The 13,564-nt window shown below is 69.8% G+C and carries 10 protein-coding genes; 8 read left to right on the top strand and 2 right to left on the bottom strand.

Annotated features, from left to right (window positions below):
• The first annotated feature begins 100 nt into the window (after nt 1-100).
• From G4D83_RS20560 to G4D83_RS20525, 8 genes are read left to right on the top strand one after another with little or no spacing between them, the layout of a single operon-like run.
• Entirely contained in the window at nt 101-502 is a 402-nt protein-coding gene (locus tag G4D83_RS20560; RefSeq protein WP_240356447.1) for a hypothetical protein, read from the top strand.
• Nucleotides 503-541: 39 nt separating this feature from the next.
• A complete protein-coding gene (locus tag G4D83_RS20555; protein ID WP_163866488.1) occupies nt 542-2,758 on the top strand; it encodes an AgmX/PglI C-terminal domain-containing protein in 2,217 nt (738 codons plus the stop codon).
• A gap of 55 nt (nt 2,759-2,813) precedes the next feature.
• Nucleotides 2,814-3,449: an outer membrane beta-barrel domain-containing protein gene (locus G4D83_RS20550; RefSeq protein ID WP_163866487.1), complete on the top strand. Its 636-nt coding sequence runs from the start codon at nt 2,814-2,816 to the stop codon at nt 3,447-3,449.
• Nucleotides 3,446-5,176, top strand: coding sequence for a hypothetical protein (locus G4D83_RS20545; protein WP_163866486.1), 1,731 nt, complete (start codon nt 3,446-3,448; stop codon nt 5,174-5,176). Before G4D83_RS20550 ends, G4D83_RS20545 begins: the two co-directional genes overlap by 4 nt.
• Nucleotides 5,173-8,445, top strand: a complete 3,273-nt coding sequence (locus tag G4D83_RS20540; protein WP_163866485.1) for a tetratricopeptide repeat protein — start codon at nt 5,173-5,175, stop codon at nt 8,443-8,445. Before G4D83_RS20545 ends, G4D83_RS20540 begins: the two co-directional genes overlap by 4 nt.
• Nucleotides 8,442-8,960 (top strand): hypothetical protein, encoded by a 519-nt coding sequence (locus tag G4D83_RS20535; protein WP_163866484.1) that lies wholly within the window; start codon nt 8,442-8,444, stop codon nt 8,958-8,960. Before G4D83_RS20540 ends, G4D83_RS20535 begins: the two co-directional genes overlap by 4 nt.
• Nucleotides 8,957-9,595: a hypothetical protein gene (locus G4D83_RS20530; protein ID WP_163866483.1), complete on the top strand. Its 639-nt coding sequence runs from the start codon at nt 8,957-8,959 to the stop codon at nt 9,593-9,595. Before G4D83_RS20535 ends, G4D83_RS20530 begins: the two co-directional genes overlap by 4 nt.
• Nucleotides 9,595-11,514 (top strand): tetratricopeptide repeat protein, encoded by a 1,920-nt coding sequence (locus G4D83_RS20525; protein WP_163866482.1) that lies wholly within the window; start codon nt 9,595-9,597, stop codon nt 11,512-11,514. The genes G4D83_RS20530 and G4D83_RS20525 overlap by 1 nt, the downstream gene beginning before the upstream one ends.
• Nucleotides 11,515-11,705: 191 nt before the next feature.
• Here G4D83_RS20525 and G4D83_RS20520 read toward each other — a convergent pair whose 3' ends face one another.
• Both G4D83_RS20520 and G4D83_RS20515 read right to left on the bottom strand, forming a co-directional pair.
• Complete coding sequence (locus G4D83_RS20520) at nt 11,706-12,554, bottom strand: EamA family transporter (protein ID WP_163866481.1); 849 nt, start codon at nt 12,552-12,554, stop codon at nt 11,706-11,708.
• 142 nt (nt 12,555-12,696) lie between these two features.
• Entirely contained in the window at nt 12,697-13,218 is a 522-nt protein-coding gene (locus G4D83_RS20515; protein WP_163866480.1) for a hypothetical protein, read from the bottom strand.
• Between the last annotated feature and the right edge of the window lie 346 nt (nt 13,219-13,564).

Genomic DNA, 13,564 nt, shown 5'->3' with positions numbered 1-13,564 from the left:
CACATGGGGTGGAGTGCCCCCCACACCTGTTGACCCACGTCTCACGAACAGCCCTGGAGTGTGCGTTGACAGGTCCATACACGCATCGCTTAACCTGTTGATGATGCGACGCTTCCTCCTCTGCATGGCCGTCGCCCAGCTCCTCGGCATCGGTACGCTGTTCATCCCGAGCGACGCCTGGGCCCAAGGCCGCGGCCGTTCCGCGAAATCGGCGAAGGCGAAGGCTGGCAAGAAGGCCAGCTCCAAGACTCCGCCCAAGATTGAAACCAAGGGCGCGCCCGTGACGGACCCGGTGACGGGCGAGTCGGACGCCACCGCTTCCTCGGCGCCGCCGCAGCGCGGCCCGTCCCGCATCGACTTCGACGACCGGCTCATCCAGGGCCAGACGAACAAGTCGGGCGCCGTCTATCTCTATGACCGCAAGGAGCTGAAGACGCGGTCGATGATCCGCGAGCGCGACAGCTTCCGCGCCGAAACGCTCGCCACGGTGTACGACCAGTAGGGCAGCACCGCCCACCAGCCCTTGAAGGGAGCGTCACCGTTGAGCGGCCAGCCCAGCGTCCTGCAAGTCGTCATCCTCCGCGACGGACTCCTCGTTGGGACGGAAGTCTTCGTCCCCGGCACGTATGCGCTCGGTTCGGACCCGTCCTCGGACCTGAGGCTGGAAGACCCGGCCGTGGAGCCGCGCCACGCGTTGCTCTACTTCCAGAATGGCCGCGCGGCCATCCAGGACGCGGGCACCACCACGGGCCTGTTCGTCAACGGCCACCGCGTCACCGCGTGTGAGATCCGCTCGGTGGACGAGGTGCTGTGCGGCCCGTTCGTCCTGAAGACGCGCGTGCTCGCCCAGAAGCCGCAGGAGGCCAAGCCGCAGCCGCCGCCAGAAGTGGCCGCGCTGTTCGGCACGCCGCAGCCCGCGCCGCCGCAGCCCATGGCCCCCGCGCAGCAGCAGGGCGCGCCCGTGCGCCAGTTGCGCCCCAACGCTTCGCCCGCGCAGCCGCTGGCCACCACCGTGCCCGCGATTCGCGCCGTGCCGTCGCCGCAGCATCACCCCGCGCACGCGGCGACGCAGGCCAGCTTCCCGCAGCAGTCCGCCGCGCCCGCGATGGTGCCCCTGCCGGCGCCCGTCACCCACGCGCCGCAGGCCTCCATCAACGCCCAGGCCCACGTGGCCGCCGCGCCCCAGCCCGTGCCGATGCAGGCCCCCCAGCCCGTGCCCGCCGGCACCGTGCCGTCCGTGCGCCGCCGGGTGACGCAGGAGCCGCCGCAGGCCGTCAACACCGGCATGCTGCTGGCGGATGACCTGCTCGCGGACGTCGCGTTGGACGCGCTGCCCGAGCCGCAGGGGCCGCTGCTCCAGGAGGCTCGCGCCACGGTGTCGCGGCCCACGCACGCGCCCCGCCTGGACCCGGGCAAGGGCGCCCCCCAGCTCTACCTGGAGCTGTACTGGGGCACCGTCCGCCGCGACGCGCGCCGCTTCAAGCCGGACAAGAAGCTGCCGGTGAAGGCCTCGCTGGACCTCCCGGAGGCGATGCCGCTGTGGGGCTTCACGCTGCCGGAGAGCACCGGCCCCTTCACGCTGGCCGAGTCGGCCAACGGCGCCTTCCGCCTCTTCGTGCCTCCGGGCACCGAGGTGGAGAAGAGCGGCACCGACGGCCGCTTCACGCCCGTCACCGGCGCCGCGCTGGAGTCCGATGGCAGTCGCCGCTTCATCACCCTGCGCGAGGGCGTGGGCGCCCGGCTGACGCAGGGCCAGATGTCGCTGGTGGCCTACGCCGCGCCCATCCCCGCGCGCGTGTTCATCAACCCGCTCAAGGGCCTGCCCTGGCTGGCGCTGTCGACCTTCGTCCTCTTCGCGGCGGTCATGGCCGCGTTCATCGTGCTCAAGCCCGCGACGCCGGAGACGGCGGACTTCACGCAGAAGAACCTGCCGCCCGTCGCGCTGCGCCTCATCGCCCCCGAGCCGAAGAAGAAGGAAGAGGCGAAGCAGAAGCTGGAGGCCATCAAGAAGAAGGCGCCGCCCAAGGAGAAGATCGCCGAGAAGGCGCCTCCCAAGCCGGTGGAGAAGGCCGCGCCCGTGCAGCAGCAGCAGCCCGCCAAGCCCGTGGCCGCGGAGAACAAGGCGCTCAAGGCGCTGGCCAAGCTGTCCGCCGCGGGGCCCGCCACGAATGACCTGCTCGCCGCCGTGGACAAGCTGGGCAGCGGCCCGGGCAGCAAGAACGTGAAGAACTCCAACTACAAGCTGTCGGGCCTCATCGGGAAGGCGCCCATCGCCAACGCGGGCCTGGGCACGTTCGGCCTGGGCGGCGGCGGCAAGGGCGGCGGCGCGACGCTGGGCGCGGAGCTGTTGCGCGGCAAGGGCGGCGGCGGCATCGGCGCGCTGGGCGTGGGCTCGGTGGGCAAGGGGAAGGTCGGCGGCACCGTCACGCGCGCCACCGCGCGCAGCATCGCCTCCACCCAGGGCACCGTGGACCGCGAGGCCGTGGCCCGCGTCATCAACAGCCACCTGAACGAAGTGCACGGCTGCTACGAGCGCGCGCTGCTCAAGGACCCGGGCCTCGCCGGCAAGGTGGTGCTGGAGTGGACCATCGGCGCCAACGGCCGCGTGGCCGCGGCGAAGACGAAGTCCTCCACGCTGCGCAATGCCTCCGTCGAGGCGTGCATCCTCACCAATCTGAAGTCCTGGACCTTCCCCGCTCCCAAGGGCGGCGTGGTCATCATCACCTACCCGTTCCTCTTCAACTCCGTCGGCTACTGACGCGGGCTCTCCCCTCCCGCGTTTCGTTCCGCTCATCCGCCAGGAAGCCCCCACCGTGCGATACGCCCTGCTCATCCTCTTGTTCCTGGCGCCCGGCCTTGCCCGCGCACAGGCCGAGGCGCTCGAGAATCCCGGCGCCGTCTCCGCCATCCAGGAGCGGCAGTACCGGATGAATCACGAGCTGTACCTCGGGGTCGGCGTGCTGCCGGCCGACGCCTTCTACAAGGGCCTCACCGGAAGCGTCTCGTACACGTACCACTTCAGCGACACCTTCGCGTGGCAGGTGGGCCGGGGCACCTACAGCTACAACATCCAGACGTCGCTGCGCCGTCAGTTGGAGCGCGACTTCGACGTGGCCCCCACCGCCTCCGCGTTCGAGGACCAGGTGCAGTGGATGGTGGGCTCGGACCTCGTGTGGAGCCCGCTCTACGGCAAGACGGCGGTGCTCAACAGCTCCGTGCTGCACTTCGAGGCGTTCCTGATCGGCGGCGGCACGGTGGTGAAGATTGATCGCCAGGACGGCTTCCGCCCCGCCATCAACCTGGGCCTGGGCGTGCGCATGTTCTCCGGCAAGACGCTGTCCTTCCGCCTCGACGTGACGAACAACGTCGTGTTCGCGGGGGCCTCGCGCATCATCAACGTCCCCGTGGTCCAGCTCGGTACCGCGTTCAACTTCGGCGCCACGGAATGACCTCTCGCTCACTCATCGCCGCGCTCGCCAGCGCCGCGCTCGTCGTGTCTCCAGCGAGGGCCCCCGCCCAGTCTGGCGGTGGCTCGCTGCCCATGCCACCGCCGCCCTCTGGCGCGAAGGCCACGCCCGCCGCCGCGTCCAAGCCCGCTCCGGGTACGCCCGCCGCCGCGCCCGGCGCGAAGCCCGCGCAAGGTGCGCCCGCCGCGTCCGGCGCGAAGCCCACGCAGGGCACACCGGCCACGCCCGGCGCCGAGGCCGGTGCGCCGGCAACCGGCACCGAGGGCACGCCCGCCGCGACGGCTCCCGCCACCGACAAGAAGCCGCAGGCCGCCGCCGAGGCGCCGCCGCCCGTCCCGCAGAAGGTGGACCCGGGCGTCTTCGACCAGGCGTTGAAGGACTACTTCGACGGCAAGCCGCGCGCCGCCGCCGGGCCCCTCTACGCCTGGCTCCAGGCCGCGCCCAAGACGGACGACAACTACGCCTGGGCGCAGTACTTCCTCGCCCGGAGCCTCATCGACCTGGGGCTGACACACGCGGGTGCGTCGTACCTGGCGCGCATCGCCCGTGAGCGCTCCAACCCGAACGTCATCCCTCGCGCGCTCGACACGCTGAAGGAGCTGACGGACCGGCCGCACGACGACGTGATGATCGACGAGCAGGTCTTCGGCGCGTTGGACCTGGGCTTCCTCCCCGAGGACACGGGCGCGTACGCGCACTACCAGCAGGGCCTCGTGGACCTGCGCGTGGGCAACGAGCGCTGGGCCAACACGCACTTCGCCAAGCTGTCGGAGACGAGCGCCGAGGCCAGCCGCGCGAAGTTCGCGCTGCTCGTCACCCGGCTCAAGCAGGTGAAGGAGCCCTCCGAGGAGCTCATCGCCGACTTCCTGGGCCTGTCCAAGGACGAGAAGCTCACCCGCGAGGCGCGCAACGAGGCGGCGCTCGCGGTGGCCCGACTGCGCTACGAGCGCCTGGACTACCCGGGCGCGCTGGAGGCGTACAACCTGGTGAAGCTGCCGGAGCTGGACCCGGGCCGCGCCAGCCTCTACCTGGAAGAAGCGTGGACCCGCTACAAGCTGGGTGAGCTGCGCGCGTCGCTGGGCATCCTCACCACCCTGGACGCGCCGTCGTTCCGCGACGAGTTCCTGCCGGACAAGTACCTGCTGCGCGCCCTCATCTACCGCGACCTCTGCCACTACCTGCCCGCCAAGCGCGCCGCGAAGGAGCTGACGCGCAGGTTCGCGGACTCGCTGGAGGCGGTGCACAACCGCGACGACCTCACCCAGGACATCCGCCTGCGCCGCGCGGCCAACTCGCACGGTGGCACCCAGCGCGCCTCGCGCTTCGTGGAGACGCTGGACCTGGAGGGCGAGCGCCTGGGCCGCTACGCCGGCAGCTTCGGCGACCGGCTCTTCACGCACCTGACGAAGCTGTACGACTTGTCCCGCGCCGAGGCCGTGCGCGTGTACGACGCGCGACTGGCGGAGGCCGTGCGCCAGGAGGCGGACACGCTCCTGCGCGCCGCGGAGCAGGTTCGACTGATGGAATACGAAGTGGGATTGAAGCTGTACGAGCGCGTGAAGAAGGGCGCGAAACTCGTGGCGCCCGAGGATGAGCAGCTCCTGACGCCCGACAGCGTCGCCTTCCGCTTCGACGGCGAATACTGGAACGACGAGCTCAAGTCGTACCGGGTCAGCATCGAGAGCCGCTGCATCGAGGAGACCCCATGACCGGCCACCTGACCGGCCTGATTACCGCTGCCCTGCTGGCGGCGTCCCCCGGAGGCGCGGGCCGCGAGGGCCCTGGCCTCAACCCGATTGTCTCCAAGGCGAAGGAGCGCGACGAGTTCATCGCCAAGCTCAAGCGCGACATCTTCAAGGTGGACCGCGCCATCGGCGAGACGGAGAAGCTCATCTCCAAGAGCCGCAACGCGCCGTACCTCCCGGACCTCCAGTTCCGGCTGGCCGAGCTGTACGTGGAGAAGAGCCGCTACGTGTACTACCTCCAGGCCGAGTCGCGGCCAGAGGGAGCCTCGGGCGCCATCGTCTCCCCCGAGACGCGGCTGATGAAGCAGAAGGCCGTGCAGATGTACTACCGGCTGCTGCGCGAGTACCCGGACTTCAAGGACGGGGACCAGGTGACGTTCTACCTGGCGCACGAGCAGCGCGAGCTCGGTCAGTTCGACGAGATGCTCAAGACGCTCGGCGACCTGACGCGCAAGTTCCCCAACAGCCCGCTGCGGCTGGAGTCGGAGCAGATTCTCGGAGACCACTTCTTCGACAAGGCCGACCTCGTCGAAGCCGAGCGCCACTACCAGGCGATTCTCGAGGCCCCGCCCTCCCCGGTGCACGACCTGGCCCGCTACAAGATGGGCTGGATTCGCGTCAACCAGGCCAAGCACGCGGAGGCGGTGACCTTCTTCGAGGCCGCGGCCGCCAGCGCCCCGCTGCCGGGCATGGACGTGAAGAAGGCGCTCAACGTGAAGCGCGAGGCGCTGCTCGACCTCGTCTACAGCTACACGGAGGCGAAGCCCCCCAAGGGCGCGCTCAACTACTTCGAGAAGCTCAGCGAGAGCCGCGCCACCTACGCGCTGGCGCTCGACAAGCTGGGCAACCGCTACTTCATCAAGCAGCAGTACGAGTGGGCCATCCCCGCGCTGCGCAAGCTGATGGAGATCCAGCACGACCCCGAGCTGGATTTGGAGCGAGGCCAGAAGCTCTACGACGCCATCAAGGCGTCCAAGGGCAAGGTGCTGCCGGAGCCCGAGGACCTGCGCATCCTGGTCCGCGCGGCGGTGCAGTCCAAGACGGACCCGGAGCTGGCGGAGGTGGACCGCAAGAAGCAGCTCGTGGAGCTGGAGGAGATGGGGCGCGACCTGGCCACCCTGCTCCACCTGGCGGCGCAGAAGAAGGAGGAGAAGGAGCTCTACCTGAGCACCGCCGAGGCGTACGAGGCGTACCTGAGCCTCTTCCGTCCCGACCAGTACGTGCGGCCGATGATGAAGAACCGCGCGGAGGCGCTCTTCTCCGCCAAGGACTACACGCGCGCCGCGCGTCAGTTCGAGGAGCTGGCCCGCTACGAGGCGAAGGCGAAGGACGTCAAGGGCGAGGAAGAGGCCCTCTACGCCGCGCTGCTCGCGCACTTCTCCACGCTCAAGCCGGAGGAGGCGCTCAAGCGCAACGCGTATGAAGTCGCGGACGCGCGTCAGGCGATGAAGCTGCTCGGCGCGGAGTACGTGTCGCGCTACCCCAAGAGCCCCAACGTCCTGGACGTGAAGTTCAACATCGCCCGCGCCTTCTACGAGGACGGCGACTACCCCAAGGCGGCGGAGCTGTTCACCGCCTTCGCCCTCACCCATCCGCAGCACAAGGAAGCCACCGTCGCCGGCAACCTGGCGCTGGACAGCTTGCGGCAGGTCAACGACTTCAAGGGCCTGGACGAGACGGGCAAGAAGTTCCTCACCTCGCCGCTGCCCGGCAACTTCCGCGCGGAGGTGCAGAAGATCCTCACCCAGAGCCGCGCCGAGGCGCTGGACGAGCTGGCGCTGCAGAGCGCCCAGGAGACGGGCGACGTCATCCAGGGCCTCGTGAAGGTGGCCGACGAGAACAAGAACAGCGACATCGGCGAGAAGGCCCTGTACGGCGCCTTCACGGCGGCGCGCGAGAAGCGCGACTTGCAGGCCGAGCGCGAGCTGGGCACCAAGCTGTCGCAGGACTACCCCAAGAGCCAGTACATGTCGGATGTGCTGCTGACGCTCGGCCGGCACGCGGCGGAAGCGGCGGCGTTCGGCGAGGCGGCCACGTGGTTCGAGCAGGTGGGCCAGAAGCTGGGCGCGGACATCGCCGGCGTGGATGGCTGGCTTGCCGGCGCGCGGCTGCGCATGGCGCTGGGTGAGTACAAGGAAGCGGCCCGGAATCTCGAGACGGCGGCGGAGGTCTCCGGCGCTCGCAAGTCGGAGGTGCTGGTGCTCTTGGCCGAGGCGCGGCTGAAGGCGAAGGACTACCCGCGCGCGAAGCTGGCGGCGGACTCCGCGCTGAAGCTGAACCCGCGCAGCGCGGGAGCGGCGGCGGTGCTGGCGGAGGTCCAGGCAGTCACCGCGCCCACGACGTCCGCGGACGCGCTGGTGGCCACGCTCACCACTGCGGTGCAGGGCCCCGACGGCCAGACGGAGGAGGCGGCCAAGGGCCTGTGGTACCTGGGCGAGATTCTCTACCGCGGCTACAAGGACCTGCCGGCGGACAAGGTGGAGGAGAAGGTCGCCGCGCTCCAGAGCCTGGAGGGCATCTACACGCAGGCCGCGTCGCTGGGTTATCCCGAGTGGGCGGTGGCCTCGCTGTGGCGGCTGGCGCTGGCGTACGGACACATCGCGGACGTCGTGGAGTCCACGCCGGTGCCGGCGGGCCTGTCCGCGTCGGAGTCGCAGCAGTTCCAGGCGGCGGTGAAGGAGCAGGTCGGTCCGCTGAAGTCGCGCTCGGAGGAGGCGTTCAAGGCGTGTCTGTCCCGCGCGGAGTCGCTGGATGTCTTCAGCGCCGCGGTGGTGGGCTGCCGCTCGCGGTCCGAGCAGGCCGCGCTGCCGGTGCCCCAGCCGGGCGCGCCCACGCAGCTGGCCGTGTTGGATGACCTGCGCAAGAAGGCCGAGCGCACGCTCAGCGTGGAGTCGCTGGAAGCGCTGGGCATGGCGTACCTGGAGGCCCGTCAGTTCGGCGTGGCGCAGTTGACGTTCGGCCGCGTGACGGAGCTTCAGGACACCAAGGCCTCGGCGCACTCGGCGCTGGGCTGGGCGCTGCTCAACATGGGTGACGCCATGGGCGCGCGCGCCGCGTACGCCAAGGCGATGGACTCCGACCCCACCTACGACAAGGCGCGCCTCAACCTGGCCGCGCTGCGCTGCCGCTTCGGCGACGTGGACGGGGCGCGGCGGGACCTGGCCGTCCTCAAGGACGTGGGCTCGCTCAATGGAGCGGACGTGGACACCGCGGGCTGGAAGGCGTGCAAGTGAGCGCGCGTCTTCACCCGACACGCGCGCACGGCCTGAGGGCCCTGGCGAGCCTGGCGCTGGTGGCCGGGCTGTGCGCGTGTAGCGACGAGGGCGGCGCGCTGGAAGGCAGCGTGTCGCCGTTGTTGGACCTCAAGTACAAGCGCGCGGAGGCGGTGCTGGCCGAGGGAGAGCTGTCCGTCAACTTCGTCACGCCCCAGGGCTCCGGGGTGAACACCGTGCTGAAGGTCAGCGCGCGCGTGGGGGACATGATTCCCGAGGGCTACACCGGCGGGCTCACCATCAACCTGGCCGAGGCCCTGGAAGGTGGCGCGCAGCGCGGCGTCATCGGCCGCAGCGTGCTGGATGAGCCCGTGCGTGCCTTCCCGCAGTTGGAGCGCGGCACGCTGGTGGTGGACCGCATCCCCACCGGGCAGGGCCAGCGCGTCACGGGTGACTTCCACGTCACCTTCATCAACGGCATCGACATCTATTCCGGCCGCACCATCTTCGGCAGCTTCGAGGCGACCGTTCCATGAAGCACATCGTCCTGCTCACCCTTCCGCTCTTCCTGGCCGCGTGTGGCCCCAGCTACGGCATGAAGGTGCCCGGCTCGCTGGTGAAGAAGCTCCCGTTCGAAGTCCGCATCGAGCTGCTGGAGGCGGAGAACGAGCTGGCGCTCGCCGTCGACAAGGTGGACGAGAACAACAACGAGATTGACCGTGCCCGCGACAACATCCGCCGCGCCCGCTCCCGCCAGGAGGCGGCGGAGGACGAGGTGGACCGCGCGACGGACGAGGTCTCCCGCGAGGTGGCGAAGCTGGCCATCGAGGAGTCCGAGGCCCGCGTGGAGTACCTGCGCGCCAAGCAGCGGCTGTCGGTGGGCCTGCGTGACGTGTCGGAGCTGTCGCGCAACTGCGCCTTCGCCAGGTTCGAGTTCGCCAAGCTGACGGCCGCGCGCAAGGCGAAGGTCGAAGGCAGCGAGAAGCTGGACCCGAAGGAGTTCGAGGAGCAGGTGGCCGAGTGTGAGGCGGAGGTGAAGGAGGAGCTCGCCGACCTCTCCGAGGAACAGAAGGAAGAGAAGACGACGCGAGAGGCTTGGGAGGCCAAGAAGACGGCCCTCGCCAAGAAGACGTTCGACGCGCGTGCCAGTCCCTACGTGGAGAACCTGTGATGACGAAAGCCGGCGTCCTAGTCCTCCAGTTGCTCACCGCCCAGGCGCCTCCGCCGGACGCGGCCGCGCTCGAGCGCACCGCCGCGGTGGAGAGTGCCCGGCTGCGCGCGTCCCCGGACGACGCGGATGCGCTCTATCGCCTGGGCACGGCCTTCCTCGCGCTGAACAAGCCGAAGAAGGCCGTGGAGCCGCTGAAGAAGCTGGTGGAGGTGGAGCCGGACCTGATTCCGCCGAGGCTCGCGCTGGGTCGGGCGCTGCGGCTGGCGGGTGACGCGGAGGCGGCGCGCACGCTGTTGGACCAGGCCATCGCGGCGTTCCCCGAGGACGCGTCGCTGCGCTCGGAGCGGGGCCTGCTGGCCCGCGTGCTGGACGAGAATGACGTGGCCATCAGCCAGTACTCGATGGCGGTGGAGCTTTCGCCGAAGGACGCGGAGCTGCGCTTCAACCTGGGCGAGGCGCTCCAGCGCGCCAACCGCACGGACGACGCCATCGAGGCGTACCGTGAAGCGCTGAAGATGGACTCCAAGCTGAACGTCGCCCGGGTGAACCTGGGCAAGGCGCTGGCGGAGAAGGGGCTCAACGGCGAGGCCAAGGAGACGCTGCGCGAGGCAACGAGGGAGAAGCTGGGCGACGCGGAGGCGCACTACAACCTGGGCGTCCTGCTGCTGCGTGAGAACGACTTCGACGGCGCCATCGCCGAGTACCAGCGCGCCATCGCCGCGGACCCGAAGCACGCGCGCGCGCAGAACAACCTGGGCGTGGCGCTGAACGAGAAGGGCGACCCGCGCAAGGCGACCGAGGCGTTCCTCAAGGCCATCGCGGCGGACTCGAAGTACGCGGAGGCCCACTTCAATCTGGGGCTCGCGTACTACCAGTTGGGCGACAACGTGCGCGCCACCAAGTCCTTCGAGAAGGCGCTGGTGCTGGAGCCGCGTCGGTCCAGCGGGCCGTACACGCAACTGGGCCACCTGTACCTGGAGCAGGGCAAGAAGAAGCAGGCGGTGGAGGCGTTCAAGAAGGCCATCGAGAAGAGCACCGACGACGGGAAGCGGACGACGGAGGCCTATCAGGGCCTCGCGCGCGCGTACCTGTCGCTGGGCAAGGCCGAGGAGGCCGTGGCCACGCTGAAGACGGCGGTGGAGGCGTTCCCCAAGGATGCCGCCGCGAAGTCGGGCTACGCCGAGGCGTTGAAGGCCAAGGGTGACCTGGACGGCGCGATTGCGCAGTACGAGGAATGCATCGCGCTGGCGCCCACGGTGGAGAACCGGCTGGCGCTGGCGGACACCTACGCGAAGAAGCGGGTGTCGGCGAAGGCGCAGCCCTTGTACCTGGAGATCCTGAAAGAGGACCCGAACCACCGCGTGGCGAAGCTGGCGCTGGCGGACCTGCTGATGGCCATGGGGGACTATCCGGGCGCGGAGACGTACCTGCGGCCCAAGGAGGGCGAGGAGGCGGACACGGCGGCGCTGGCGCGGCTGGGCATCGTCCACTCGCGGCGCGGTCGTCCGGACCTGGCGGTGACGGAGCTGGAGGAAGTGGTGGCGAAGGACCCGGCGCAGATTGAAGCGCGGGCCGAGCTGGGCTTCCTGTACCTGCGTGGTGGCGACGGCGCGAAGGCTCGCAAGGTGCTGAGCGACGCGCTGGCGGTGGAGCCTCGCAACTCGCTGTTGTTGCTGTATCTGGGGCACGCGCTGTACCAGCAGGGCAACGCGAAGGACGCGGAGAAGTCCTTCCGGGGCTCCTCTCAGGTGGACCCGACCTTCGCCGAGCCGCACAACGCGCTGGGGCAGCTCCTGGAGGCGTCGAAGCGGCTGGATGAGGCGAAGCAGGAGTATGAGGCGGCGCTGAAGCTCCAGCCGAACCATGAGGACGCGCAGCTCGCCTTGAAGCGGCTGGGTGCATCCGCCAAGGCGCAGTAGGCACGATGGCTTCGCGCGGTCCTTCCCCGCGCTGGCGGAGAGGGCTGGCATGGAGCCTCGTCCTTTGCCGAGCAGGCTCGACGGCTTCGCATGGTCCCTTCCCGCTCCGGCGGGAAGGTCCGACCTGGAGCCTCGCCCTTCACCCTTCGCGTGGCCCGCCCTCATCGAGGAGCCGTAGCGGCAACCACTGGCTACGTGGGCATGCCCAGCAACACCGCGCCCACGGAGACCAGGGCCGCGCCCGCCAGCTGGCGACGTCCGAGTCGTTCACCCTGAAGCGCGGCCAGTGCCAGCGCGAAGGCAATGGACGTGTTGCGCAGCGTGAGCACCGCCCCTGCCCCGCTGTCGTTCAGCGCCGAGAGCAGCAGCGCGAACGACAACATGCAGATGGCTCCCGCGAAGACGACCAGTCCGGGACGGCTCCATGCTTCTCTCTGGAGGCCGGCCCATCCCATCTGTCGACTCCGCTCCAGCAGCAGCACGGGCAACGCGACGAGCAGGCCCGTGGTGAAGAGTGCCGGTGGCTGTGCTCCTTCGGAGAGCGCCATCTTGTAGCTCAGGTGATAGCCCGCGATGGCCACCGCCGACAGCGCGGCCCACGCGACTCCGGAAGCCGCGCGCCCCGTGGGCCGAGACAGGTGCATCACCGCGAGCCCGCCACCCAGCACCACGGCTCCCGTGACGGTCCACGCGGAGACGGACTCGCCCAGGGCCAGCACGGACACGGGCCAGACCAGCAACATCGCCCCGCCGCGTGACACCGTGTACGCGAGCCCCAGCGGAGCGCGGTTCAGCGCACGGGAGAGCGCCGCCAGATAGACGCTCTCACACGCTCCTGCCCCGAGCGCCCAGACCAGCCCCCTCGTGGACGGGAAGGCTTCTCCTCGCATCCCAAGTGCCCAGAGGCCACCACCCACCACCGCCACCATGATGACGCCCACGACGCCCGCCTCGGGGTTCGGATGCCGCTTGAGCATCGCGTTCCATGACGCGTGGAGGAACGCGGAGACCAGCACCAATCCCAGGGCAGCGGTTTGCAACGGACGTGGCTCCTCGACCGCGGAAGTGAGCCCGTATGTAGCGCGTCCCCGCGCGTCTCGCAGTCCTCATGCGAAGGGAGCGACTCTCCGTCAGAGATGAAGCACTGGAGGCCACGGCGGTTCATGCCGCGATGGGCATCCCTCAGGGAGCATCATCCTCATCGGAGTCCTCGGAAGACTCCGGCGCATCGCCCGAAACGAAGCGTGCTGGCAGCACGGGCCCCGTGGGCGACGGCCGCCTGTCGACGAGACTCTGTCGTCCGAAGGTGTAGCGCGCCTCCGCATGGGCACCGAAGGCCGAGCCTTCCGCATGGGCCACCAGCACGAGGTCCGTCGGCGGCACCACGCCCTGCGTCACGCTCACCACGCAAGGCACCGCGCGCACGTCCTCTCCCGTGCCTTCCGGGAGAACGAACTCCGTCGTCCCTTCGACGAGCCGCGCGTCCGGCGGCAGCACGATGCTCACCGCGATAGGCACGTTGAAGCCCGCCCTTCGTTCGACCTCGGCCACGAGCCGGAGCCCTCCCGCCTCGGCGTCCACCACGCGCCAGCTCACGCGCATCGGCGCGGGCACTCGCGTGGTGAGCCCCGCCAAGGAGCCTCCGCTCAACTCCGTGGCCGTGGTCTCTTCCGGGGATTCTTCCGTGGGTTCTTCGCCCGCCACGACACCTCGCCTGGGCGCGATGTGGACGGCCTCGCGCCCCTGCCGTTCCCCACCCGAGTTCACCTTCGGTGGTGACGCGGTCGACACATGTGCCGCCGACAGCGTTCTCGAAGGTGACACTGGAGCAGCCTGAGTCCGCGTCGTGAGCCGCGATGCATCCTCGTCCTGACGAGGCCCGTGTGATGGCGCGTCATCTCGCTGGGAGAAGGGAGGCGGAGGCTCGGGAGGCTTGCGCGGCTTGCCTCGGGCTCGCTCCACCCCTGAGGCCACTCCCGCCGAGAGCGCTCCAATCAGTGCCAGGGCCAGCACCGCACCCGCGATGCGTCGTCGCGAGGTCATGAGCACG

The organism is Myxococcus eversor, from assembly GCF_010894455.1.
In the GTDB taxonomy this organism is placed as follows: domain Bacteria; phylum Myxococcota; class Myxococcia; order Myxococcales; family Myxococcaceae; genus Myxococcus; species Myxococcus eversor.
Note: the sequence above shows the minus strand (reverse complement) of the source record. Positions and strands in the feature narration are given on the sequence as shown.

Bases quoted from the DNA above. Each gene is read 5' to 3' on its own strand.
- G4D83_RS20560 (WP_240356447.1), top strand. From the start codon at position 101: ATGATGCGACGCTTCCTCCTCTGCATGGCCGTCGCCCAGCTCCTCGGC.
- G4D83_RS20545 (WP_163866486.1), top strand. From the start codon at position 3,446: ATGACCTCTCGCTCACTCATCGCCGCGCTCGCCAGCGCCGCGCTCGTC.
- G4D83_RS20540 (WP_163866485.1), top strand. From the start codon at position 5,173: ATGACCGGCCACCTGACCGGCCTGATTACCGCTGCCCTGCTGGCGGCG.
- G4D83_RS20530 (WP_163866483.1), top strand. From the start codon at position 8,957: ATGAAGCACATCGTCCTGCTCACCCTTCCGCTCTTCCTGGCCGCGTGT.
- G4D83_RS20525 (WP_163866482.1), top strand. From the start codon at position 9,595: ATGACGAAAGCCGGCGTCCTAGTCCTCCAGTTGCTCACCGCCCAGGCG.